The sequence below is a fragment of the Paraglaciecola sp. MB-3u-78 genome, from assembly GCF_002835935.1.
Classification (GTDB): Bacteria; Pseudomonadota; Gammaproteobacteria; order Enterobacterales; family Alteromonadaceae; genus Paraglaciecola.
Map to the genome: position 1 here is coordinate 254039 of NZ_PJCF01000003.1, position 26179 is coordinate 280217.

Annotated in this window: 23 protein-coding genes; 12 read left to right on the top strand and 11 right to left on the bottom strand. The window is 41.1% G+C overall.

The annotated features are described in order from the left end of the window. The 7 genes from truD to CXF95_RS05105 form a co-directional block, all read right to left on the bottom strand. Positions 1 to 1050 (bottom strand): tRNA pseudouridine(13) synthase TruD, encoded by a 1050-nt coding sequence (gene truD, locus CXF95_RS05075; RefSeq protein WP_101197681.1) that lies wholly within the window; start codon positions 1048 to 1050, stop codon positions 1 to 3. Next, positions 1047 to 1541: a 2-C-methyl-D-erythritol 2,4-cyclodiphosphate synthase gene (gene ispF / locus CXF95_RS05080; RefSeq protein WP_101197682.1), complete on the bottom strand. Its 495-nt coding sequence runs from the start codon at positions 1539 to 1541 to the stop codon at positions 1047 to 1049. Before ispF ends, truD begins: the two co-directional genes overlap by 4 nt. Beyond that, positions 1538 to 2275 (bottom strand): 2-C-methyl-D-erythritol 4-phosphate cytidylyltransferase, encoded by a 738-nt coding sequence (ispD, locus tag CXF95_RS05085; RefSeq protein ID WP_101197683.1) that lies wholly within the window; start codon positions 2273 to 2275, stop codon positions 1538 to 1540. The genes ispF and ispD overlap by 4 nt, the downstream gene beginning before the upstream one ends. 5 nt (positions 2276 to 2280) lie before the next feature. Next, positions 2281 to 2559, bottom strand: coding sequence for a cell division protein FtsB (ftsB, locus tag CXF95_RS05090; protein WP_101197684.1), 279 nt, complete (start codon positions 2557 to 2559; stop codon positions 2281 to 2283). 152 nt (positions 2560 to 2711) lie between these two features. Further along, positions 2712 to 4463 carry a TIGR03545 family protein gene (locus tag CXF95_RS05095; protein ID WP_101197685.1) on the bottom strand — a complete coding sequence of 584 codons (1752 nt, stop codon included), beginning with the start codon at positions 4461 to 4463 and terminating at the stop codon, positions 2712 to 2714. Positions 4464 to 4465: 2 nt separating this feature from the next. Beyond that, on the bottom strand, positions 4466 to 4969 hold the full coding sequence (locus CXF95_RS05100; RefSeq protein WP_101197686.1) for a TIGR03546 family protein: 504 nt from the start codon (positions 4967 to 4969) through the stop codon (positions 4466 to 4468). A gap of 153 nt (positions 4970 to 5122) precedes the next feature. Further along, on the bottom strand, positions 5123 to 5731 hold the full coding sequence (locus CXF95_RS05105; protein ID WP_198556503.1) for a TIGR04211 family SH3 domain-containing protein: 609 nt from the start codon (positions 5729 to 5731) through the stop codon (positions 5123 to 5125). 165 nt (positions 5732 to 5896) lie between these two features. Here CXF95_RS05105 and CXF95_RS05110 point away from each other — a divergent pair, with 165 nt between their 5' ends. The 3 genes from CXF95_RS05110 (at position 5897) to CXF95_RS05120 (ending at position 10197) form a co-directional block, all read left to right on the top strand. After that, positions 5897 to 6961, top strand: coding sequence for an inorganic triphosphatase (locus CXF95_RS05110; protein ID WP_232787656.1), 1065 nt, complete (start codon positions 5897 to 5899; stop codon positions 6959 to 6961). Between the two features lie 141 nt (positions 6962 to 7102). Continuing rightward, a complete protein-coding gene (locus CXF95_RS05115; RefSeq protein ID WP_101197960.1) occupies positions 7103 to 8743 on the top strand; it encodes an acetolactate synthase large subunit in 1641 nt (546 codons plus the stop codon). Positions 8744 to 8766: 23 nt separating this feature from the next. Next, on the top strand, positions 8767 to 10197 hold the full coding sequence (locus tag CXF95_RS05120) for an aldehyde dehydrogenase family protein (RefSeq protein WP_101197688.1): 1431 nt from the start codon (positions 8767 to 8769) through the stop codon (positions 10195 to 10197). 64 nt (positions 10198 to 10261) lie between these two features. Here the strand turns inward: CXF95_RS05120 and mutH are convergent, their stop codons facing one another. Continuing rightward, on the bottom strand, positions 10262 to 10957 hold the full coding sequence (gene mutH, locus CXF95_RS05125; RefSeq protein WP_101197689.1) for a DNA mismatch repair endonuclease MutH: 696 nt from the start codon (positions 10955 to 10957) through the stop codon (positions 10262 to 10264). Between the two features lie 102 nt (positions 10958 to 11059). On the opposite strand from mutH, the gene rppH reads away from it, so the two are divergent. The 6 genes from rppH to CXF95_RS05155 all read left to right on the top strand — a co-directional run bounded on the left by rppH (position 11060) and on the right by CXF95_RS05155 (position 18469). Further along, a complete protein-coding gene (rppH, locus tag CXF95_RS05130) occupies positions 11060 to 11590 on the top strand; it encodes an RNA pyrophosphohydrolase (protein WP_101197690.1) in 531 nt (176 codons plus the stop codon). 38 nt (positions 11591 to 11628) lie between these two features. Next, positions 11629 to 13917, top strand: coding sequence for a phosphoenolpyruvate--protein phosphotransferase (ptsP, locus tag CXF95_RS05135; RefSeq protein ID WP_101197691.1), 2289 nt, complete (start codon positions 11629 to 11631; stop codon positions 13915 to 13917). Positions 13918 to 13965: 48 nt separating this feature from the next. Next, positions 13966 to 14799 carry a thymidylate synthase gene (locus tag CXF95_RS05140; RefSeq protein WP_101197692.1) on the top strand — a complete coding sequence of 278 codons (834 nt, stop codon included), beginning with the start codon at positions 13966 to 13968 and terminating at the stop codon, positions 14797 to 14799. Positions 14800 to 14840: 41 nt separating this feature from the next. Beyond that, positions 14841 to 15857, top strand: a complete 1017-nt coding sequence (locus CXF95_RS05145) for a response regulator (protein WP_101197693.1) — start codon at positions 14841 to 14843, stop codon at positions 15855 to 15857. A gap of 11 nt (positions 15858 to 15868) precedes the next feature. After that, positions 15869 to 16822, top strand: coding sequence for a sensor domain-containing diguanylate cyclase (locus CXF95_RS05150; protein WP_101197694.1), 954 nt, complete (start codon positions 15869 to 15871; stop codon positions 16820 to 16822). Positions 16823 to 16906: 84 nt separating this feature from the next. Continuing rightward, a complete protein-coding gene (locus CXF95_RS05155) occupies positions 16907 to 18469 on the top strand; it encodes an MFS transporter (RefSeq protein WP_101197695.1) in 1563 nt (520 codons plus the stop codon). A gap of 66 nt (positions 18470 to 18535) precedes the next feature. On the opposite strand, the gene CXF95_RS30365 is transcribed toward CXF95_RS05155, so the two are convergent. Together CXF95_RS30365 and CXF95_RS05165 are read right to left on the bottom strand one after the other, a co-directional pair. Continuing rightward, on the bottom strand, positions 18536 to 18868 hold the full coding sequence (locus CXF95_RS30365) for a hypothetical protein (RefSeq protein WP_232787657.1): 333 nt from the start codon (positions 18866 to 18868) through the stop codon (positions 18536 to 18538). A 135-nt stretch (positions 18869 to 19003) separates the two neighbouring features. After that, entirely contained in the window at positions 19004 to 19843 is an 840-nt protein-coding gene (locus CXF95_RS05165) for a DUF3530 family protein (RefSeq protein WP_232787658.1), read from the bottom strand. A gap of 192 nt (positions 19844 to 20035) precedes the next feature. On the opposite strand from CXF95_RS05165, the gene CXF95_RS05170 reads away from it, so the two are divergent. Next, on the top strand, positions 20036 to 20599 hold the full coding sequence (locus tag CXF95_RS05170; protein ID WP_101197697.1) for a GNAT family N-acetyltransferase: 564 nt from the start codon (positions 20036 to 20038) through the stop codon (positions 20597 to 20599). 295 nt (positions 20600 to 20894) lie between these two features. On the opposite strand, the gene rapA is transcribed toward CXF95_RS05170, so the two are convergent. Beyond that, positions 20895 to 23729, bottom strand: coding sequence for an RNA polymerase-associated protein RapA (rapA, locus tag CXF95_RS05175; RefSeq protein WP_101197698.1), 2835 nt, complete (start codon positions 23727 to 23729; stop codon positions 20895 to 20897). Between the two features lie 247 nt (positions 23730 to 23976). Here rapA and CXF95_RS05180 point away from each other — a divergent pair, with 247 nt between their 5' ends. Then, the gene (locus tag CXF95_RS05180) at positions 23977 to 25374 is read left to right on the top strand and encodes a PhoH family protein (RefSeq protein WP_101197699.1); all 1398 of its coding nucleotides are present in this window, start codon (positions 23977 to 23979) and stop codon (positions 25372 to 25374) included. 222 nt (positions 25375 to 25596) lie between these two features. Further along, on the top strand, positions 25597 to 26082 hold the full coding sequence (locus CXF95_RS05185) for a gluconokinase (protein WP_101197700.1): 486 nt from the start codon (positions 25597 to 25599) through the stop codon (positions 26080 to 26082). Positions 26083 to 26179 lie beyond the last annotated feature (97 nt).

The following is a 26179-nucleotide window of genomic DNA, read 5'->3' on the forward strand; positions in this document are numbered from 1 at the left end:
TTAAGCCTTAGCTAAGTTGTTATCTTGTACATCTAGCAATTCCCGTAATACTGAGGTAGCAAAGGTGCCTGCTGGAAGTGAAAAAATTAAATTTAATGTATCATTTGACCAAGACCATTCAAGATCATTGGGAAATAAGTTAATGGCTCTTCTTTCTTGATTTAGGCCTAAATTTTCAAGTGTATGGGCGATAATAAGGTGTTGCTGTGCTAGATCGTGCTCAAACTGCAATGCATCGGATTCGCTTGCTAAGTGACCCTTACCCCACAACGGAGCTGACAAGTATATGTCCCGTTGTTGGATGCGTTGAATAATACAATTATCTATCTGCTGTGCACAGAAGAAGCTATTACTACCCGCTAGTTGCATCACATCACCAGACAGCGGTTTGTTGTGACAACCATTTAGCAATCTACTGTGTAACATTTCATTAAATAACCATGAACGTAGAGCTGATATAGCCATTGAACGTTTGTTTCGATTACGGATAGTTTCGCCGTTGATCATCTTGTCAGCTAACACTAAGTTGCCGCCACGGGGATCATGAAGAGTGTTTCCAAATCGCTGGGATCCATAATAATTGGGTACACCGCTTTGTTTTATCTGTTGCAGTCTTTCATCAATGCCAGATGTTGAGCTGAGTTGTCTAAGAGTAATATTAAATTTATTGCCTTTTAACACCCCAGTTCTTAGTTTTTTATTGTGGCGTATTGATTTGAGTACTTCAGCTCCTGGCTCATTGAATTGAGACCAATCAAACTCACCTTTACCCGGCAGATGTACACTAAACCATTGTTCGGTTTGCGCATGTTTGTCTTTGCGCCCTGCGTAAGTCACAGCTCTTAATGGTAATCGAGTAAACTTAGCAATTTGCTCGGCTAAATAAGCCGTATTTAAACCCGTTTTACGTACCCACAAGTAGATATGTTCACCTTCGCCAATAGGCTCATAACCTAAGATCTCGGTGACTTGGAAGTCTTCTGCAAATGACTTAAATTGCCCCAAAATATTCAATTTAGGGTATTGGTGTAACCAGTGATCTATTTTCATTCGGTATCAACTGATTGTTGAGTCAGCAGAACCACAGCGTAAGCGGCAATACCTTCCTTACGACCGGCAAAACCTAATTTTTCGGTCGTTGTGGCTTTAACGTTTACTTGACTCATATCGGCGCTCAAGTCTGCTGCAATATTTTCGCGCATTAACGCAATATGTGGGGCCATCTTCGGAGCCTGAGCAACAATGGTGAGATCCAAGTTGCCAAGTTGATATTGCTGATCTGTGATGAGTTTGTATACGTGACGAAGTAACTCGCGGCTGTCTACTCCTGCCAATGTTGGGTCAGTATCTGGAAAATGTTTACCGATATCTCCTAAGGCTAAAGCGCCTAATAATGCGTCACATAATGCATGTAATACCACATCACCATCAGAGTGGGCAACCAATCCCATATCATGTTCGATTTTTACTCCGGCAATAATAATAGGGCCTGTACCGCCAAATTTATGCACGTCATAGCCATGGCCAATTCGAATACTCATACTTCAGTCAAATCTCCTTCATTACTTAGCTTGCTTTGAGTCAAGTAAAACTCAGCTAACAACAAATCTTCAGGTTGGGTGATTTTGATATTCGAGGCACATCCCTCTACTAACATCACTTTTTCGCCTAAAAGTTCCATGGCAGATGCTTCATCAGTGATCTTTGTTTGTTGCTGGATTGCTGTATTCAACGCTTTTTTTAACGTGACCAATTTAAAAAACTGTGGTGTTAATGCGTGCCATAAATGTTCTCTAGATTCGGTTTGTTTAACGATATTTTGCCCGTTCACTTTGACATTAACGGCTCGTTTCATCGTATCGCGAACCGGTGTTGCCAGTATGCCACCTGTGCTGCCTTGTTCTGCTAATTGCAAAAGGGCGGTTAAATCTGTTGCAGCGAAACAAGGGCGTGCTGCATCATGTACTAAGACCCATTCTTCATCATCAGTTAGATAATTCAGCCCTGCTAACACCGAATCACAGCGCTCTTGGCCACCCACAACCACCTCAATACACGGATGACTAGCAATGGGTAATTGAGCGAATAATATATCGTTAGGATTCAATACTACAATCACTCGTTGCACTTGGCTGTGTTCAAGTAAATTAGTGAGGGTGTGTTCAATAATCGTTTTACCGGCAATATGCAGGTATTGTTTAGGGCAATCTGTTTTCATCCGTTTGCCAATACCGGCGGCAGGGACAACAACTGAATACTGAGAAAGTGTGGGCATTAATACTAATCTTCAGTTGGCAAAATACGATAAAATGTTTCGCCTTGTTTTATGAGGCCTAATTCATTTCTAGCTCTTTCTTCTGCCGCTTCTAAACCAATTTTCAAATCGTGGATATCCGCTTTTAACAAACTATTGCGCTGCCTTAAATTGGCATTATGGGTAACTTGCAACGCCACTTCTTTTTTCATAATCATAAAGTCAGGTACGCTATTTTTACCAAACCATAAACGATATTGAAGCAGACAAAATAGTGTGAATAAAACTGTCACTACCCATTTCATAGTTTTTGTCTCCAATTCGTCGCCATTGGCCTATTATGCAGAGGTTTTGAGGGTAGGGCTAGTGGTATCAAAACCATATGTTATCGTCTGGTGAGAGAAAACGGTCTAACTCAGGAGTTAGATGTCATATAAATGATGATCAGGTGCTTCTTCTAATTCAATAATTTGTCAAAAAGTTTCTTTTTTAACTCATCTTTTTTCTCGTCGAACACACTACTAAATTGCGCATTTAGTAGTTCGTTAAAACTGCCTAAATCTGCATCAGCTAACTTTTCCCAATCAAGCCACTGAGCTAAATGGCTGTTGTTATCACCCAACATACCTTCTGTTTTTTTATTCAGTTTTTGCTTTAATTCGTCGAGCTTGGCTTGTTGTTCAGTACTAACGTTAGCTAACAATGCACCGCCAATTTGTTTGTTAAGATCAGAGCTCAAAGACACATCAAGATTACCTATAGTTCCGCTAATATCGGTATTGATAATCAGTTTGTTAAGTTGATTTAACGTTTCAGCCACAATATTGGTTATCTTATTGGTACCAGTTGCTTTGATGATTAAGTTCTTTAAATCAATGTTACCCGCACCCGAAACCGCCTCTCCATTTAACGCTACTTTGCCAGTACTTGATAAGAGACCTGAGTCTAATTGGCTAGTTAGTTTTTCCTGTGAAACTAAGTTTAATTCAGATAACTTTAAGCCCGATAATGCCCAGTTTTGATTAGCTTTAGCACCGGATGGACTTAACCAGAAATCGCCATTTAGTATCAAGGACTGCCATAATGAGCTGCTGCTTGAATTCACAGAAAATACAGTCGGGATCCCTAACACATCATGTTGATGGGTAATGTCTTGCCAATCACTGATAATGGTTTCTTGTTGCCATTGCAGGGATATTTGCGCTTTTTTGATCCATAAATCTGGTAATGTAGACGTATCGTCAAAGCTTATCCATTTGCCTGCGTAACCTATTTGTGCTTCTTCAGCTTGTCCCTGAGCGATTAACATTGGACCTACAATATCAAAAACGGCTAAAGCATATTGACTCCACTCAGCTGCTTTTTCTCCAAATACCCAAGTGGTCACATCATTGATGGCATCTGCATCACCCGCGACCAAAGATTTTAATTGTTCATAATCTTGCCCAGGCGCAGATCTAAGTGCCGCCAATTGAGGTGCTAATGCATTTTTAGCTGCAGTAATCGATTGTTTAAAATCCCTTAACAATTTTTTATCTTGTAATATTTCTTGCTTGAGTTTATCAAATTCTTTTTTGGCCGCAGCTAACTTTATAGGATCTTTATAATCTGCCTCAGTTAAGGTTTTAATTTGCTTTTGGTAATCAGCTAGTTTGTCTTTTTCAGGTAATGTTGCATATTGCAGTTGCAGCGTATCATTGTGTTTTGCGTATACTGCTCGCGTTCCCTCAATGGCTTTGGTGGTTTTAAGTGGCGACTTGGCCAATATGACATCCACGCTTGGTAATGCTTTAGGGTCAGCAAAAATATTTTTAGTTTGGCTTGGTTGTTCTGCAATGTCTTGGTAAACGTCACCTTCGGATTCTCTTAAAGAACCCAATTGTACGCCGCTAATGGTTAGACTATCGATAATTAGTTTACGTAATAACAATGGGGCCAAGTCAATTTTAGCCGAAACAGACTGGGCTTCGAATTGATTAGTATGTGGTGCTTTTGGATCGGTAAGTTGTATATGATTGAGGGTGATTCCAAAAGGTGAAAAGGTATGCTCAACTGAGGTAATATTTACTTCTGCACCAGTTGTTTTTGCTAGGCTTTTTTCAGCCAAGAGTTTGATCCAGTAATCCATAAATACCAAGCTGATAGCGGCAATTAGCCCAACAATAACAAAAAATGTAATCAAGCCGGGCAAACGAATAATAGACTTCATATTTATGCTCCTATTGCTTGATAAAGTTGGTAAAAGTTAGTGCCTTTAATAAATTGCACTATGCGCCATTGATTGACCCATTGCATAAATCTTTGACGATACTGTTCAATTAACTTTTTACTACCTATCAATACGAAGGGAAATACAATGACTGAGACCAGAAGACTGCCTAAGGTAAGAGTATGGTAAAACTGGCTTAATTGGCCGAAGTACGAGCTATACAGAGCTGTCCAAAACGATTGCATATTTTCATTGAGTAATAATCCTTCTCCTAAATTCGATAGCATCATACTCAGTGGAATAGTCAGTATCGAAAACGCAGCCCATGAAATAAGAAAGCCCGTTACATTCACTCGAAAAAACAATACGCTGAAGAGCAATAAAAGTGAGTGCAAACCTAAAATTGGAGTGAGGCCCATTACCATGCCAAGGGCAAAGCCATATGCTAACTGCCAAGGGGAAGAATCTGAATTTAAAGCTTTAAAGAGTTTGGCTAACATGTCCATTCTGATGCCTTTTTGAGGTTATATATCAAAACCATTTACGGGTAAAAAATACATCTTGAATAACCACATCGGTGACAGAAATCGAGACACTTGTTTAGCCAATTTTTTGGTCAAATATGATGGTCGATTTAGACTCTGTCAGACGATATTTTACTACATCCAATTATCGTTTCTACGCCTTTTTTTAGGCAAGTAGGTAAGAATAATTCCTAAAAGCAAACTAATAACTGCCACTATCCCCCCGCGGGTGAACCATTCCATTTGTGCTGTTTGGTCATAATCGGCAAGGGTTTGCGTTATTTTTACATTTTCTTTTTCAGCATCACTCAGTTTCTTTTTTAAGTTGGTGTTTTGCGAAGTAAGATCCGCTATTTGTTGGTTGAGTAAATCATTACTCTCCCGCTGTTGGTTGATGGCTTTTTCAGTCTCTTCTACTTGTAGTTTTAGACCAGGTACCAATGCTCTATCACTTTTACTGGCACTAATAAATTGTGCATCAACCCAACCTGTTCGTTGTTTATCATCAATGATTTCAACAAAATTTTTCTCAGTATCCTCTTGCAACAACGTGATACGGGTACCTGCGACAACCGTGCCTAAAATTCGGAAATTTCTTCCAGGCCCTGCATGTAAATAAGTAAATAAATCATCAGAAATATAACGAATTTCACCTTCACTATCATTCGGCTCTTGGGCCAGCGACTGGACACTTAAAAGACTGCTAGCGATGCATAAAAAAAGAAAAACTATTTGCTTGCGCATAATCAAAAAAACTTACTCCAAAAAAATTGCTGTAAATGGTATTGCTTGGCTAAAAGAAAGGCAAGGGACTATTTGTGTTTAAGCCAATCGAGTTGCAGTACTGATGCGCTTTTGCGACAGTTCTTCATTGAATAGTCGAATTTGAAAGGCTAAGGTGAGGCAAATATGCCGAAATTCACTTTTATCAGCCGAAAAGGTTTTATGGAATACGAAATTGAACTTAAATTACTCACCAATGAAAAAGCTGGTGAGGTTATTGAAAAAAAGTTGCTGTCACAGCTGAATGCTAGCGTAACGCAAGAAACTCAAAGATTAACCAATCATTATTTTGATACACCAGATAGAACGTTAAGACAACACGATATTGGCTTGAGAATTCGAGGAAACAACCAAAAGTTTGAGCAAACCTTAAAAACTGCTGGAAAATCCATGGGTGGATTACATCAACGTCCCGAATATAACGTACAACTCGATGGGTCAAAAAAACAAAATGTAGATGTTCCTACACTTAGATTGTTTCCTTTGTCAGCATGGCCCAACACTATTGATGTTGATGATCTGCAAGCTAAAATAGAAACGCTGTTCACCACTCACTTTGAGCGCCGAATCTATTTGCTTACATTCTCAGATGGCAACATTGTAGAGTTGGTATGGGATCTAGGTGAGGTAACATCAGGAAACAAAAGTGTCCCGATTTGCGAAATTGAGCTGGAACTCAAAAAAGGCTCTACAGCAGCACTTTTTAATATAGCTAAACGTATTGTTTGTTTACTGCCAATCACTATTGGCAATGACAGTAAGGCAGCTCTGGGATACAACTTGTGTGATGGTTCGCCAGTCAAAAAGTTTGAGCAGTATCAACAAATTCTACCTAAAAACATGCAGATTGAAGCTGAGGAATTTGTCCGTTTGTTGACATTCCTGCTCCAAGATTTCCAAATGTTTTCAGCTGAAATAAGACGCCACCATAGCCTGAAATTAGCTGCTAATATCAAACAGATATTAAATGCTTTGGTCGATAATTTCGAAGGTTTCAGTCATCATTTTCCATGCTCATCTTTAAAGCTTATTCATATGAAACTGAAGACCTTAGTCGATGATTGGTTTTTGGTAACGCAACAAAATGATAAAAATGCTATTCATGATGTATTGGTAAGAGCGCAGACAACTCAATTGCAATTAGACATTGTGCAATGCTTAGTTGAACGGCCTTGGTCTTCTAATATTTAGTTCTATTTGAATTAAGTAAGTGAAAGTTCGTTTTATAGCTTATTTTTAAAGGTTAATTATTTATGAAGTTTGGCTGTAGAAACACAAATTAAGGCTATGACCTTATTGATTGTTAACCCTACAAAAACCATAGGAGCGCCCATGAAAGCGTCTGATTTATTTGTAAAAGCCCTCGAAGCAGAAGGTGTGGAATATATATTTGGCATTCCAGGGGAAGAAAACCTCGATTTATTGGAATCTTTGCGAAAGTCACCCATCAAACTTATTTTGACTCGCCATGAGCAAGGCGCAGGGTTTATGGCCGCCACCTATGGTCGATTAACCGGTAAAGTCGGGGTGTGTTTATCGACACTTGGCCCTGGAGCAACTAATCTGGTTACGCCAGCTGCATATGCACAATTAGGCGCAATGCCTATGTTAATGATAACGGGACAAAAACCGGTTAAAACCAGTAAACAAGGGCGTTTTCAGGTTATTGATGTTGTCGATATGATGCGTCCTATTACCAAATATACCACCCAACTCGTCAGTGGCGACCGTATCCCTTCAGCGGTACGTGAAGCATTTAGGTTAGCTCATGACGAACGACCGGGTGCTACGCATATTGAATTACCAGAGGATATTGCGGCTGAAGACACCAGTGCTTATTTATTGACACCTAGCGTGAGTCGACGTCCTATCGCCGAATATAAAGCAATTAATAAAGCCGTAGAGATGATTGAAGCGGCTAAGTCACCATTGCTGCTTATAGGAGCTGCAGCTAACCGTAAATTACCTTCTAAAATGCTTAAAGAGTTGGTAAGCAAAACCGGCATCCCTTATGTCACCACCCAAATGGGTAAAGGTGTACTTAACGAAAGTGACGATTTATTTATGGGCAACACAGCCTTGTCAGCGGGTGACTTTGTGCACCGTATCATTGACCGCGCCGATTTAATCATCAATGTTGGTCATGATGTGGTAGAAAAACCGCCTTTCTTTATGAACAATGATGGTCAGCAGGTTATACACATAAACTTTGAGCCTGCAGCGGTTGATCCGGTGTATTTTCCACAACTAGAAGTGATTGGCGATATAGCCAATACTATCTGGCAGATGAAAGAGCAGATAGTTACTAAAGCCAGCTGGGATTTTAGCTTCTTTATTAAAGCCCATAACGCTTCCCTGGCACATAAAGCTGAAAGTGAAAATGATGATCGTTTCCCAATCTTACCTGAGCGTTTTGTTAGAGACATTCGCAGGGCCATGCCAGATGAGGGCATAGTTACGCTCGACAACGGTGTGTATAAAATTTGGTTTGCACGTAATTACCCGGCAGCCTTGCCTAATACCTTATTACTGGACAATGCCTTGGCGACCATGGGTGCCGGTTTACCCTCGGCTATGGCAGCTAAAATAGTGTATCCAGACAGACCCGTTATCTCAGTATGTGGTGACGGTGGATTTATGATGAACAGCCAAGAGTTAGAAACGGCTGTGCGTCTCAAATTACATATAGTTGTGATCATTCTGCGTGATGATGCTTATGGCATGATCAAATGGAAACAAGCCAATATGGAATTTGAAAACTACGGTTTAGATTATGGCAATCCTGACTTTGTTAAATACGTAGAAAGTTATGGTGGCCAAGGCTGGCGTATTGCCGCGGCCGATGAGTTGCTACCCCAAGTGCAAAAATGTTTAGCTGAGCCTGGTGTGCATTTAATTGACGTGCCAGTGGATTATTCATTAAATGACAAAACATTAAATCAAACGCTGCGCCTGCGTAGTGAAGCTATTTAATCCAGAATTACCTAGGAGAATTTATGTTAGCAAAAGCTTACCCCTACTATCTGGCTAATGAAGCCGTATTTGCCAATCAAGATTTGGCGGTAACAAATAAATACACTAATGAAGTGGCGACTTACACTGCCCTTGCCGATGCTAAGGTCATTGACCAAGCGATTGCCGCTGCAGCAGCAAGTCAGCCTTTATTAAATAAAATGGCACCTTATGAGCGCCAGAATATTCTTAATCACTGTGTCAAACGGTTTGAAGAAAGGTTTGACGAATTGGCCCATGCTTTATGTATCGAAGCAGGCAAACCAATCAAAGACTCCCGGGGAGAAGTCACACGGCTAATTGATACCTTTAGAATTGCTGCTGAAGAATCTGTGCGTATGCATGGCGAAGTCATTAACCTTGAAATTACGCCCCGTGCTAAAGGTTATACTGGCATGTACAAACGCGTACCTATCGGTCCATGCTCGTTTATTTCTCCTTTTAATTTCCCGTTAAATTTGGCTGCTCATAAGGTAGCACCGGCTATCGCCACAGGTTGTGCTTTTGTTCTTAAGCCCGCTAGCAGAACGCCCCTAGGTGCATTGATTATTGGCGAGGTCTTAGCTGAAACAGACCTTCCTAAAGGCGCTTTTTCTATTCTGCCATGTAGCCGAGACGGTGCAGATTTATTTACCACAGATGAAAGATTTAAGTTACTAAGCTTCACCGGTTCGCCCCAAGTGGGGTGGGCACTAAAAGCCAAAGCAGGCAAAAAACCTGTGATCCTTGAATTAGGTGGTAATGCCGCTTGTGTCGTTGATGCAGATTCAGACTTAGACGATGCGATTGAACGTATCGTATTCGGTGCTTATTACCAGTCTGGTCAAAGTTGTATCAGTGTACAACGAGTGATTGTGCATGAGTCAATCTACGCTGAGTTCAAACAACGTTATACGAATAAAGTCGCGAACTTAGTCCACGGCGACCCATTGCATGAAGATACCTTTATTGGCCCGATGATTTCAGAATCAGAAGCTTCAAGGCTAAATAACTGGATACAAGAGGCTGTTGCAGCGGGGGCCAATTTATTATGTGGCGGAAAACGCGACGGCAACATGTTGCAAGCCACTTTATTGGAGAACGTTCCAAATGATTCGGCTATCAATACTGAAGAAGCATTTGGTCCCGTTTCAATTATCAGCTCATTTAGTGATTTTGATGAAGCGCTAAAAGAAGTTAACAATAGCCAATTTGGTCTGCAAGCTGGAGTATTCACTAGAGATATCTACAAAGCTCATAAAGCATGGAACGAATTGGATGTGGGTGGAGTGGTGATAGGCGACGTGCCAAGCTGGCGAGTAGATAACATGCCTTACGGTGGCGTCAAAGAGTCAGGTTTAGGCCGTGAAGGTATCACTTTTGCCATGGAAGATATGACTGAGATTAGATTGATGGTGTTAAGGACCCCAAGTTAACAATTGATGCCAATCAAATATTTAACGATAAGTTTGAGTGTAATACTCAGGCTTGTCGTTAACGTTAGCCTTCTTCATCTTTAAAAAAAGCTTGTAGGATTTTTCCGGTAAACTCTTTTCTTAAATAAAACCCTCTTGGTCTGGTGTGAATCATCTGGCCATCTTTACCAACAGCTTCAGTTAATACATTGCCGTTGGCCGCCTTAGGGCGAAGTTGCAGATATTGACCGTGCCTCGCGGTAATGTTTTCTATTTGACCAAGGGCTATCATTTCCATTAACTCTTCCCAGTCGCTGCGCAATTGTTCGTCTTGGGATACATCGGGGGACCATAAAAAGGGAGTAGCGATGCATCTATCTCGTGGTGCGACTTCTCTTCTACCATCGATAGGGACCCAAAGTACTTGTTGAATTTTATTTTTGACGCTGCTGGTTTGCCATTCTATGCCCGCTATATTGGTAAGCGGTGCATAACATACATAGGTAGTTTCTAAAGGCCTGCCGTGTTTGTCTATGGGAATGGTTTTTAACTCTATGCCTAAGTTGGCAAAGTCTTGTTGGGTTTTAGAGCCTGCGCTGGCGCCTAGACACAGTTCAATAAGTTGGCCCGTCCAGCCCTTTTCGCGTTTGAAATTTACGGGCACTTTCACACGTGCCGTTTCGGCGACGTCACTTAGCGTAAGTCCTGCCAACGCTTCTGCTCTTTTCATTAGCTCTTGGATAGATTTAGGTTCTGACTTTGGCATACTAAATATTTTCATTTGGGCACGTTAGCTTGGGAATACTTTTTTTATTACTTTGAATGCGCAGTAGTTTATGGAAGAATGCGTAACATTAAAAGAACTGAGTTCTCGGGAGTCTAAGTGATTGATGCCGAAGGATTCCGCGCCAATGTTGGTATAGTGATTTGCAATGAGTTAGGCCAGGTTTTTTGGGCAAGGCGCTATGGGCAACATTCCTGGCAGTTTCCGCAAGGCGGAATCGATGAAGGTGAAACTGCCGAACAAACAATGTATCGCGAACTCCATGAAGAAGTAGGTTTAAAGCCAGAACATGTAAAGATTTTGGCTGTTACCAAGAATTGGTTGCGTTACAAACTGCCTAAGCGATTGGTTAGGCAGGGAAGCAGTCCTGTTTGTATTGGACAGAAGCAGAAGTGGTTTTTACTGCAACTTGTCTGTAAAGAAGGGGATGTGGATTTACTACAATCAGGTCATCCTGAATTTGACGACTGGCGCTGGGTGAGTTTTTGGTACCCGGTGCGTAATGTGGTTTCTTTCAAGCGGGATGTGTATCGTCGTGTGATGAAGGAGTTTGCAGCTACTGCAATGCCAGAAATCTTAGGGCAAAATCAAGGTAACTATCAAAAATCTAAGCGTCGCAGAAAGGCTTAATTAACGAACCAGATATACATGAGAGATAAATACGTCTTATGCTAACCACGCTCAAACGCATCGTTCAAGAAGTGAATCAAATCCCCGTATTTGATGATGCGTTAAGCTGTTTGGCAAATAGGTTAATAGAAGCTTTAAAAGTTGACTCATGTAGTATTTATTTGGCCGATTACGAACATCAGCATTTTATGTTGGTGGCCACTGAAGGTCTAGCAAAAGCCGCTGTAGGTCAAGTGTCTATTGGTTTTTCTGAAGGTTTAGTTGGCTTAATCGGTCAACGAGAAGAGCCCCTCAATATTAGCGATGCTCAAAGACATCCTCGCTTTAAACACTACCCAGAAGTACAAGAAGATAACTACCACGCTTTTTTGGGTGCCCCGATAATCCATCAACGCAAAGTACTAGGCGTGTTAACGCTTCAACAGCAACACAAGCGACGTTTTAGTGAAGACGAAGAAGCGTTTTTGGTGACACTTGCGATGCAATTGGCTGTTGAAATTGCCAATGCTAAAGCACGGGGTTCGATTAACCTTTTGCAAGAAAATATCCCTAAAGATTGGCAGAAATCCCTAAAGGGTGTGCCAGGCTCTTCAGGATTAGCCAGTGGTGTGGGTTATTTACAAAACATGATGGTCAGTATTCATAATCATGTTCCTAAGCGCAGTCAAAATCAGCAGATACAAGTTCAAAATTACCGTCAGGCAGTGAAACAAACGCAGGCGGACATGGCAGTGTTGTCTGAGCGAATTCAAGGTGAAGTACCTGAAGATGTACGTGCCATTTTCCAGCTGTATTACCACCTACTCGATGCCAACAGTCTAGGCCGAGACGTTGAAAAAGAAATCAAGTCTGGCTGGGATGCGCCTACATCCTTAAAAATGGTGGTAGAGAATTATATTCGTCAATTCCAAGCCATGAATGACCCTTACATGCGCGAGCGTGCTGTAGATGTTGAAGATATGGGCAATCGGGTCTTGGCAAACATATTGGGGATAACCGCTGATAAGCAAGTAACACGTGTGATCCCAGAGCACTCTATTTTGATTGCCGAAGAAGTCACAGCCGTGATGTTGGCTGAGTTTCCTAGTGAAAAACTCATGGGTATAGTGTCTATGCGTGGTTCAACCAACTCCCACGCGGCGATCATGGCAAGGGCCATGGGTGTGCCTGCAGTGATGGGGCTGAGCAATATCCCTATTGCTTTATTGAACGAAAAAGAAATTTTACTGGATGGTTATACCGGTGACGTCATTGTTTCACCAAATGTCACTATTAGGCGTGAGTTCGACCAGCTTGTTCTAGAAGAGCAATTATTATCTGCACGTATTCATTCTGAAGATACTTTACCGGCTATCACTACAGACAACTGCGAAATACGCCTGTTTACCAACGCAGGTTTGTCACTTGAAGCGGAAAAAAATGATAATCCATATTCTGATGGCGTAGGGCTGTTTCGTACTGAAATCCCTTTTATGATGCGTGAACGATTTCCTACTGAACAAGAACAAGTGGAGTTATATCGATCTTTACTTGAAGCGGAACCTAACAAGCCATTCACTATGCGAACTTTAGACGTGGGGGGAGATAAACCTTTACCTTATTTTCCTATTTCTGAAGAAAATCCATTTCTTGGTTGGCGTGGAATTCGTATGACACTAGATCACCCCGAAATATTTTTGGTGCAAATTCGTGCAATGCTGCGAGCCAGTATTGGTTTAGACAACTTAAGTATTATGTTGCCGATGATAACGTCGGTAAGTGAAGTGAGTGAAGCTAAACGTCTTATTAGGCAAGCTTTTTATGAGGTTGAAGAAGAGGCCCAAGAACATGGCGAAAGCCTACGGATGCCTAAAATTGGGGTGATGCTTGAAGTTCCGGCCGTTCTTTATCAATTACCACAGCTGTCTAAAATCGTCGACTTTTTCTCGGTAGGCAGTAACGATTTAACCCAATATTTATTAGCAGTAGACCGCAACAACCCTCGTGTGGCTGATTTATACGATAGTTATCACCCAGCGGTATTAAGCGCTTTGTGTAGTATTGCAAAACATTCTGAATTGTTGCAAGTGCCGGTTACTGTTTGTGGTGAGCTAGCTGGAGAGCCCGGTGGTGTTGTATTATTGCTTGCAATGGGTTATCGGAAACTCAGCATGAATAACCATAACTTGCTCAAAGTGAAATGGGTCATACGCAATATTCATCGAGGTAGCGCAGAACAATTGTTAGCCAAAGTATTGACCTTAAACAATCCGCAGGATGTGCGAGAAGAAATAAATAACTATCTTGAATCAGTGGGATTAGGCGGCTTGGTTCGTGCTGGCATTTAAGACAAAATAAATTTTGAAGTACAATGAAGTACAGAGAGACGAGTAAGAATGCAACAGTATTTACAATTAATGCGCCACGTATTAGACACAGGCGTTAAAAAAGAAGATCGCACCGGTACAGGTACAATTAGTGTGTTCGGATACCAGATGCGCTTTGACTTGAATTCAGGGTTCCCTCTGGTCACGACTAAAAAGTGTCACATGCGATCCATTATTCATGAACTTTTATGGTTTTTAAAAGGCGAAACGAATATCGCTTATTTGACCGAAAATAATGTCAAGATATGGGACGGATGGGCTACCGATTCTGGCGAGTTAGGACCGGTTTATGGAAAACAGTGGCGTAGTTGGGAAGGTGCAGATGGACAAGTTATTGATCAAATCAGTGAGCTTGTTGAGCAAATCAAAACAAACCCAGACTCAAGACGTTTAATTGTCAGTGCTTGGAATCCCGCTGTATTGCCCGATACCTCCTATTCACCAAAAGAAAACGCGCAACAAGGCAGGCAAGCATTACCACCTTGTCATACCATGTTTCAGTTCTATGTATTAGAAGGAAAGTTATCTTGTCAGTTATACCAACGCAGCGGCGATATCTTTTTGGGTGTGCCTTTTAATATTGCTAGTTATGCGTTGTTAACTATGATGTTAGCGCAAGTCTGTGATCTTGAGCTGGGCGATTTTATTCATACGCTGGGTGACGCTCACTTATATGTTAATCACCTTGAGCAAGCAAAATTACAACTCACTCGCGAACCCTACCCCTTGCCGAAAATGATCATCAACCCTAGTATTGATGATATCTTTGCTTTTGACATCAATGATTTTGAATTGAAGGACTATCAAGCACATGACCACATCAAAGCACCAGTGGCTATATAATTTATTCGCTAGACAGACCAAAAATAGGTGACAATGGCCATATGACTACCCCCGTACTTATTTGTGACGATTCGAGTTTTGCTCGTAAGCAAATGCAAAGATCTATTCCAGATGGATGGGATGTAGATATAAGCTTCGCTGAACATGGACAGGAAGCCTTAGAGATGATCCGAGCTGGTAAAGCGGACGTGATGTTTCTAGATTTAAATATGCCTGTCATGGACGGTTACCAGACCATGCAAGTCATCAAGGATGAAGATTTACCTACCATGGTAATTGTGGTGTCGGGTGATGTGCAACCTGAGGCGCGGGCACGAATGTTGGAATTGGGGGCAATAGAATTTATTCGCAAGCCAACCGACAACGCTAAGCTTGTAGAAATTCTTACACAATTTGGTTTGTATTCCGGTGAAGCTTCAGCCAGTAAGCGCGCAGAAGAAGTTACTCCCACTGCAAAAGATTCCCACACAGAAAAATTAGATGCTTATCGTGAAATGGCCAATGTGGCGATGGGGCAGGCGGGCGAAAGTTTAGCTACGTTATTAGGTGAATTTATTGATTTACCTATCCCGAATGTGAATTTGATCACTAATACTGAATTACACATGGCTATGGCTGATATTCAACGTAACGATAGTGTTTCTGCCGTATCTCAAGGTTTCATTAGCGCGGGTATCAATGGGGAAGCACTGGTTATTTTTAACGACTCTAACTTCGGTAATATGGTTAAGCTTCTCAAATATAGTGACGATAAAAGTAGCCACTCTTTGGAGCTTGAAGCCTTGATGGACGTATCAAATATTCTGATTGGCGCTTGTTTAAGAGCACTTTCAGAACAACTCCACTCGGTTTTTAGCCATAATCACCCCATTATTTTGGGTCGACACTGCGATTTGGACGATATCCTCAAAAACACCACTCAAAGAAAAGAAGATATGTTGGCGATCGAAATTGCCTATTCCATTAAGAGCCAAAATATTAACTTTGACTTGTTACTCTTATTCCCGAACAAATCTATCGACTTAGTATTCGATAAACTTGTCACATCTTATCCTTAAGGTCGAATTTTATGGCAGTTGATAGCAGTTTGGCGGAAATGCATTGGAAACACGACCTCCTCGGTTCTATTGAGGTGGGAATTGTGGTGTTAGATAAAGAGTTTAATGTGCAGGTATGGAACCAGTTTATGGAAAACCATAGCAGTATTGTGCCGGGAATGATCCAAAATAAAAATGTATTTGAGTTTTTTCCTGAAATAGACAGGGAGTGGTTTACTCGAAAAGCAGCACCCGCTTTTTCGTTGAAGAGTCCTGTGTTTATTATTTGGGAGCAGCGTCCGTATTTATTTCATTTTAACTGCAATCGTCCCATTACTTCAAAAGCTAATCATATGTATCAAAATATCACGATTTTTCCGTTGGCATCTTTAACGGGTAAAGTGGATCAGGTCTGTTTGGTGATATACGATGTGACAGATGAAGCCGTAAGCCGACTGGGGATGCAATCACTTAACCGCCAGTTACAAAAAGTGAGTCAAATAGACGGTTTGACAGGACTTTACAACAGACGCTTTTGGGAAGAGCAGTTTGTGATGGAGTACAAAAGAGATATGCGCAGTGAAAGCCCTTCAGCCCTTATCATGTTGGATATCGACAATTTAAAAAAAGTGAATGATACTTATGGCCACCCTGCAGGTGATGAGGTCATTAAAGCTTTGGCTGGTATCATCAAAAAAACCATCCGAGAAACAGATATCGCCGGTCGTTATGATGGTGAAGAATTTTCGGTCATATTACCTGATACACCTGTAGCTAACGTAGAGTTTGTAGCTGAGCGTATTCGTCGTTTAGTTGAGAAATATATTGTGGTATATGATGAGATAAATATTTCATTTACCGTCAGTATCGGAATTTCAGGTTTTAAGCACACCTATAAAGATAGTACCCAATGGTTGGACATGGCTGATAAAGCTTTGTATCAAGCAAAAGCGGCGGGCAAAAACCAAGTCTTACTTGCTGAATAGACTGACCAAAAGTCGTGCCCTAGTGATGGGATATTTCCAATACCAAGACTGTTACCTTAATTACGATTACGGAATAACCCGTTAATGAATGATATCCCTAAGACTTCGCAAGCAACTTGGTTAGATACCCTAAAGTCGTTTAAACATCCTCGGGTTATCACAATGTTGTTTTTTGGCATTTCAGCTGGATTACCTTTGTTACTGATATTTTCATCTTTAAGCTTGTGGTTACGTGAGGCGGGAATAGATCGTGCAGCCGTCACTTATTTTAGCTGGGCCGCCTTAGGTTATTCTTTTAAATTTGTTTGGGCACCCTTGGTAGATAGCTTACCGATCCCAATTTTAACTCGTTTTTTGGGCCGCCGACGAGCCTGGATGCTTTTGTCACAAGTCATGATTATGCTAGCCATTGTCGCTATGGCCTTTGTTGACCCGGCCACGCAACCCTTAGTAGTTATTGCATGGGCAGCGGTATTATTAGGCTTTTCATCGGCGACCCAAGATATAGTGATTGATGCCTATCGAATTGAGTCTGCCGATACTCAGCTACAAGCATTAATGTCATCTAGCTACATTGCCGGTTACCGAATCGGTATGCTGATTGCAGGAGCTGGCTCCTTGGTGTTAGCCAGTTATTTTGGCTCGAGCATGGGTGAATATGATTATCTGGCTTGGCAAACAACCTATCTAATTATGGCTGCGATGATGTCGATCGGTGTGATAACCACCTTAGTGGTCAGCGAGCCGCAATCAAATTATCTCACTCAAGCTCAAGATAAGCACCACCAATTAGGTTTTTTCTTGTTGTTTATATTTGCTGTTATTGGCTTTGTGGCTAGTTTTTATTTGACGGCATCTGATGCAGTATCGGCAAAAGCAGCATTAAGTACGCTGATTGCTAACAGCTATTTAGCCGGTGCAGTGATTGAGTTTGCTCGCTTAGCCTTAGCCTTAATAGTTGCTGGTCTTATTGCTAAAATAGTAATTGCTAGCGGCCTAGTGCAACAAAAAACAATCCTTGTCACTTATGTGGAACCGGTGAACGATTTTTTCCAAAGATATGGCTGGTCATTAGCGTGGTTATTATTAGCCTTGATTGGTTTATACCGGATCTCCGATATTGTGATGGGCGTAATAGCCAATGTGTTTTATCTCGATTTGGGTTTTACCAAACCTGAAATTGCCAGTGTTGTGAAAACCTTTGGTTTAATAATGACCATTATAGGTGGGTTTTTAGGCGGCCTATTGAGTATACGCTTTGGTGTATTGAAAATTTTGTTTTTAGGCGCATTATTGTCTGCGATAACCAATCTATTATTTATGTTACTTACTCAAGTCGGCTATGATATGACTTTGTTGTATGTGGTTATTTCGGCAGATAATTTATCGGCAGGTTTAGCTAGCGCTGCCTTTATTGCCTTTTTATCTAGTCTGACCAATATTTCATTTACTGCCGTGCAATATGCTATTTTCAGCTCATTAATGACTTTACTACCAAAAATATTAGGTGGCTATTCAGGCACGATTGTTGAAACAATAGGGTATCAACACTTTTTCTTAAGCACTGCATTGATGGGGATCCCTGTATTAGTATTGATTGTGTGGGCCAATAAACGCTTTGATATACATCGTCTTGAAAAAAGGTGAATGCCTTAGCCGGGAAAACTTATAAAATCCTCAAGATGTTGCATTAATAGTCGAAATTAAAGGAGTCTAGGGTCTTATTCCAATACAGTCCAATGGCAATGGATAAATCCCTTCATTTTCAAGGCAGTATAGGCAGGTTTCTAATTCACCTCTTAAGTACGGATCTTCAATCAGTGTGCGCTGAGGCCAGTAATGTATTTGGTGTAATACATGCCAAAATATTTGCTCGGTGTTTTCGTAAGGCAGATGTTTACCTTTTTTGACTTGTGTCCATTCTTCCATGGTATCCCAAAAAAACAAATCCAGTTCTGAATAAGGGATTTTTTGTTGCAAAAAGAAACGGACATAATATGCCAGTTGTTTGGATTTACTGTGTACGAAATCACTAACTGTGGACACTAATAGGACCGTCTAATTTGTGGAGAATCATGTGCTTAGTATAGCTAGAATTTTTATTTTCACAGAGAATAGCGTCTTTTTTGGGATGTGCATTCCTGAAATGTCACTATTTTAAGGCTTTATACCTTCGATTGACTACCACCCCATGTGGCTTATCCAGCCATAAATCTCTTTACCAATATAGGCGCTATATTGCTGATGCATATTAAACCCAAGCAATTCTCGTTGTCTGAATTGCAATTTTAGTGCTTTGACTGCAGTTATTTGACGACGACTCACTGTCTTTCGTGCCCATCCATTATCCCCACTGCTATACAAATCCAATACTGGCATTGGCGTATTGGCTATCCATTCTGGTAGACGTTGATTGTGTTTTCTGTCTGGCCAATAAGGGCTGATTACCACAAGGGCGTCAGGGGAGTTTAATGTCTTTTCGGCATAAATTTTACTTAGCCAAGCGGCACTTGTGCCTTTACTGATGACCAAAAAGAAGCCTGGATACTCTTGGGATTTTTCGATGACGGCTTGTAAAAGAGAGACTAGCTGTTGTTCGTGTTTTACAAATGCCTGTTCATCTATAGTGGTTACCGCAGACTTACTGATATCTAAATCTAATAGTACTGCACTGGCACTGGTTTCTTGTGTATCTGCGGAGGTTTTAGTCTCTTCTTCTTCAGTCGTTGCTTTTCCAGCATCTTCTAACTCGCCCTGTGGGTCGATGGTCGGTATAAAACCTATGTCTGGAGCGGGTATCAAAATAGTGACCCAACCAATTTTGTTCATCTCATTGGCTAAAGTTGCGAAGCCTTCTTGGCCTACTATGGGTATGCCGCTATCAGCAATCATGACTGCTACTCCACGAGTAATAGCGGTAGTGTTTTCTTGTAACACATAAATAATCGGCTGATTGTCAATATCAAAACTTTGGTAGGTATCGGCAAAGAGCCCACGCTGAATATCTAATTGTCTTAGCAAGTGATTATCAGGAGCCGCTAAGCTTTGGTTGCACACAGAAGCGAGCAGTAAGAAAAACAGGATTTTAATAACGATAATGCCTCTGAAAATGTATATGAATAGGTTATCGGAACGTATTAGGTAGTTCTTTAATTTTGCACCAGAGTTTATTTCGTTAATAATAGGTTAACTCATATTTTTATCAGGGACTTCATGTCTACTCTAGCATTTCCGATCATTGAAACTCCGCGATTGTTACTTAATAGACTTACAAAGCATGATCGTGAACCTCTATTCGCCATATTTTCCGATCCCAAAATCATCGAGTACTATGATGTAGAGCGCTTCAAATCCATTGATGAAGCAGATCGTTTGATCGCGTATTTTGACGCTCGATTTGACAGTAACACTGGTATCCGTTGGGCTATTCGTCATAAAACATCAGGTGAATTTCTAGGTACTTGTGGTTTCACTAATTGGAACGAGTTTGATCACACTGCAGTTGTAGGTTACGAGTTATCTAAAGACTACTGGGGCAAAGGTTATGCAACTGAAGCGGTGGGGACTATTATTAATTTTATTTTTGCAGATAGTTTTCATTTCTATGTGCACCGTGTTGAGGCACTCATTTTACCTAGTAATAAGCCTTCAGAAACATTAGTCAAAAATTTAGGGTTTCGTTTAGAGGGAACTTTGCGCGGCAAATGCTACTGGAACAATGATTTTCATGACATGAATATGTTTGGCATATTACGCAATGAGCAAGTTAAACAGTAATAGGGATTTTGACTGATAAAGGGACGTTTATTATCAGATTAAAAAGGCACCTGAGACTCAAAACTCAGGGTCGTTCTGTAACGGGATGACGAAAGCTATGAAACATCCCATGCAGGTTAAGGCTGTCCACCCGCTCTAATGCTTGGTCTTGTAAACAATCTGCATGCTCTTTGCCTGGAACACTCAACAAGCCGCTAGGTTTATTAATATTTCATCATCCTGAGAAACAATTATCCAGATAATTCCATGGGCGGACTGTGAATAACCCGCAATAGGAATTGCCATTTGTCAGTTCCTATTGCGGGTTATTCACAATCAGCCTGACTGCTTCGAGATTGAGTCTCGCTTCGCCCATGATTTTTACAAGGCTATTGATCTGATTCGCCACATGTTCAATTTCCTCATCACGAATGGCGGGGTTCACTTGTTGTAAACTTTGTAATCTAGCTAACTCACCCCCTAACAATTCTTGCATCTGACTTATTCTTTCTGTTTTCACCCTTTCGGCTTTTTGCTCGGCTTCCTGTTGGGCATTGTCCAAACACTTTTCCACCTGAGATTTGAGCGCACTGATAAGTTGATTACCCATTTTAGGTAGCACCGCTTCTAATTGAATAAATTGTTTGTCTATCGATTGTGAGTTGGCATCTATACAGATTTTAACCGGTGTTGGTGGTAAAAATCGTGACAATTGTAGACCATGTGCCGCTTTTGCCGAGAGAACAAATAGGCATTCTAACCAATACGCACCGGCAGGCTTGCTTTTATCTCGACAAAACGCGATCGAGCTTTTGCCTATCACGTCTGTGGTCAACATATCCATAGCATGCTGAATCATTGGGTGATCCCAACTTAGGAAAGTGACATGCTCCAATAACGTTGCAGTTGTGCGCTCATAAGTAATGGTCATACCTTCTTCGTCCAAACCTGGAAGAGGGCTAATCATGGTTTCGGTAGGTCGCAATACATAACAGCTTTCGTCATGATCTTCTTGCAGTAAACCAATAGCATCAAACAGTCGAGTCATAAATAGTTCGAGCTTAGGTGACTGTTCTGCCTGCAAAATTTGCTCTAAAAACACATCGATTCGGCCTTGACCAGATGAATTGAGTTCTAGCAATTTATCTCTACCCTGCTCAAGTTTTAACTTGAGCGCATGGTGCAGGCTAGCGGTTTGATTAATCAGTTGTTCTGACTTAGAAATATCTGTAGGTGCTTGAATACAGGCATGTAACATTTCTTGGGTTTCTTCATACACTGTCATACCTGTGGGGCAGGTGTGTTCGAATGCGCCTAATCCTTGGTGATACCAATCGAGCAACACCTGTTGTGCACTCATATCAAAATAAGGCACATGGATACACACATTGTGCTTTTGCCCAATGCGGTCAAGACGACCTATGCGTTGCTCTAAAAGGTCAGGTACTAAAGGTAAATCAAACAAAATTAGATGGTGTGCAAATTGGAAATTACGCCCTTCACTGCCTATTTCACTACAAATTAGCACTTGCGCGCCATCTTCCGACTGCGCAAAGTAATTAGCCGCTCTGTCCCGCTCAACAATGCCCATGCCTTCATGAAAAACAGTGGAACGCGTGCCCGCTTTAACTCGCAACGCTTCCGATAATTGCAGTGCAGTGCTGGCATTTGCACAAATTGTCAGGACTTTTTCGCCCTTTAATGATTGTAACTGAGAAATAAACCATGCAACCCTAGGGTCGAAATTCACCCAAGTATTCACCACGTCTGGATGTCTTTCCGGGGTCAGTTGTAACTGTAAGTTGCTTGGATCTTCTGACTGTAATAAAGAATATTCCATGGGTTGAACTAATGAGTAGGCATACAATTTTCTTTTTGGAAAGCCACTCACCCCGGCCCGACTGTTTCTAAACAACAATCGTCCTGTGCCATGCTGGTCTAATAAAGTGTGCAGCAGTTTAGTTTTAGTTTGTAAGTCAGATGTATTGATGTCTTTTAACATTTCAGGGGCTGCAAATTGACTGATAGCCTGAATATTGTCGTCGCTCAGTTGCGCACCGCTGAGTAATGGGCCTATGGCAGTCGCCAATCGACTATATTGTTTTTCCTCAGCCACAAAACTTTGATAGTCATGAAAACGCGCAGGGTCGAGTAGCCTGAGTCTAGCAAAGTGGCTTTCATGGCCAAGTTGGTCGGGTGTGGCAGTGAGCAGCAAGACACCCTTAGTGACATTTGCGAGGCTTTCGATAACTTGATATTGCTGAGAAGGCTGACCCTGTGACCAAATTAAATGATGAGCTTCATCCACCACCATCAAGTCCCACTCAGCTTCCAGCGCTTGTTGATAGTAACGACTATTGTGGGTTAAAAAGTCAAGGCTACATATAATCAATTGTTCTGCTTCAAATGGATTGCCGGCGTCTTCAGACATAGCTTCACAGCGTTCTTCATCAAACACTGAAAAAGCCAAGTTTACTCTGCGTAACATTTCGACTAACCATTGGTGTACCAAACTAGAAGGCACAACAATCAACACCCGTTGAGCTCTGGCTGTTAATAACTGCTGGTGAATAATGAATGCAGCTTCAATGGTTTTGCCCAGACCAACTTCGTCGGCCAGCAATACTCTAGGGGCATGGCGCCTACCTACTTCAGATGCAATGTGTAATTGGTGGGGGATCAGATCGACTCTCGCGCCAACAAAACCCAGTAACGGTGAGATGTTATGTTCGAATTGATGCAATAGGCATTGTTCACGTAAATCAAACCACTTAGGATCGTCGAACTGGCCATTTAATAATCGCTGCTCTGGTTGATTAAGTTGGAAGTGATGATCGATGAAGGTTTCTTTTAGAACAACCGCAGCGTTGTTATCAATTCGATGTCCAATATAGGTAAGTTGGTTATCTTTTTCTTGTACTTGCTCAACTAGTAACTCCCAGCCTTCGTGACTTTTTACCTTCTCGCCAATGACAAACTCTATTCGGGTTAAAGGAGCAGTCTGGGCAGCATAAACACGGCTTTCACCTGTGGCTGGAAATAATACTGTGACTGAGCGTGACTCAATTTGTATAATAGTACCCAGACCTAAATCAGTCTCAGTATCACTGAGCCAGCGTTGCCCTAATGCAAAAAATTGTTGCTTAGCCATTGTTCTGTCCTCACCTATGGAATTACTACTTTTGATACTTGCCGTGCGACGGGCGCGCATTGTAGCAAAAATTTAATCTTGAACTGTTTAAAAGTAGATGCTTGTCTAGAGAAAGTGTTTTATTGTACAACGGTAAGCCTGTAGTTAAGTATGTTTTGAGCGCAAGTGTTTACTCGTATCACCTACGCAGATCAAAGAATATGATTTAACTGGCAGGCACTTTATCTAAGTCCTACAGGAGCGCCGGATGTCTAGAAAAAAAGCACTAAGTTCAAAAATTTACGTATTAGATACTAATATTCTCCTTCATGAACCCCTCGCTTTTTTATCCTTCAAAGAAAACGATGTTGTTGTGCCCATGACAGTACTTGAAGAGCTGGATTATATTAAAGACAGTAAAAAAGATGTTGCCAGAGATGCCCGTGTGTCTATTCGAGCCATGGAAAATTTACTTCACGACGCCTCACCTGAAGATTTGATGCAAGGTGTGTCAATGCTAGGCATGGGTGCTGGAGAGTCAGCGCCTACTGGCAGTCTATCGATTTTTGTTGATCATGGCATGCCTGTTTCACAACAGGTGTTCACTAGTAACGAAAACGATAATCGTATTATTAATAGCGCACTGTTTTTACAAAAATCTCAACATATTAAACAAGTGGTATTGGTCACCAAAGACATCAATATGCGCTTGAAGGCCAAGGGAGCGGGTTTGGCACATGTGGAGGACTACCGCACTGATCAGATGGTTACCGATATTAAATATTTGACTAAGGGTTATCATCAGTTTTCTGGTAATTTTTGGGATGAAGTTAAGTCGGTGGATAGCCGTTCTGAAGGCCGAGATACTATTCACACTATCGAACGTAAAGTGTTACCAGAAGCTTATGTGAATGAGTTTTTACTGGATGATAGCCAGCACTTCGCGGGTTTAGTTGAGTCTGTTAGTAGTGATCATTTAGACGTCTTGGACCTAGGATACGAACGACTCATGGGACGCAGAGCTTGGGGCATTACACCAAAAAATATTGGTCAAGCGATGGGCTTACATGCCTTACTCGATCCGCATATTGATTTAGTGATCCTCACTGGACCAGCTGGCAGTGGTAAAACCTTATTGGCTCTGGCGGCAGCACTTGAAATGGTCGTAGAGAAAAACATGTACGACAAAATAATAGTGACCAGAAGTACCCCTGAAATTGCCGAATCCATTGGTTTTTTACCCGGCACCGAAGAAGAAAAAATGGCCCCTTGGCTTGCCGCTATTACCGACAGTTTAGAAGTGCTACATAAAAATGATGAAAACGTAAAAGGCTCAATGAGCTACATCATGGAAAAAGCCAATATTCAATTTAAATCAGTGAATTTTATGCGTGGTCGGAGTATTCAAAATGCCATTGTCATTTTGGACGAATCACAAAATCTCACTGCTGCTCAATTAAAAACCATCATTACCCGCTGCGGCGAAGGTACTAAGTTAATTTGCAGTGGTAATTTGGCACAAATTGACAGTAATTACCTATCTGCAGTCACATCGGGTTTAACCTATATAGTTGAGAAATTTAAGAATTTTTCTGGCAGTGCCACCATTAACTTAGACGGTGTCGTGCGTAGTAGGTTGGCAGAATTTGCTGAAGAACAATTGTAGATAAATAAGCGAGGTTAGTTACCACAGGCAAATAGCTTTATTAGCCTGTGGTCTCTACTTACTTTCTCGATATTATTTGTAAGTTGAGGGCTGGCAACAACATCAATTAGACAAATTATTCACCCATTAAGACCTTTATCTGGCCATGTCTTTGGTGTTGATGGGGATGGGATATCGTATATTCCTGTGATGAGTCACACCCTGAAATGGAAGAGAATTAATATGATATATGTCGTAATGGGTGTATCTGGTTGTGGTAAATCGACGGTAGGAAAAATTCTAGGTGAAAAGTTGTCATTACCTTTTTATGACGCTGATGATTATCATTTTCCAGAAAATATAAAAAAAATGCAGAATGGGAGCCCACTTACAGATCAACAACGAAAACCGTGGTTAACATTATTAGCGGATAAAATTAAATTGTGGGAATCATCAGGTGGGGCAGTATTAGCGTGCTCAGCATTGAAACAAATGTATCGAGATTGCTTGTCATCGACAACTGCAGGTGCGGTTAAGTTTATTTATTTAAAAGGAGATAAGGACCTATTACATTCTCGCTTGACCAATAGAGGATCACATTTTATGCCAGAAGCCTTACTAGATAGTCAATTACAAACTTTAGAACCACCTACAGAGGCTATCACTATTTTAATTGAAAACTCTTTAGAAGAAATAATCTCTCAGATTTTAAAGAACCTTAACTCATGATTTACCTAATACCCAGTTTACTACTGAGAACACTTTATTTGATGAAGATTTAAGAATAAACATTAAAAGCTGTTGGATAACATTACTGTTCATCTGA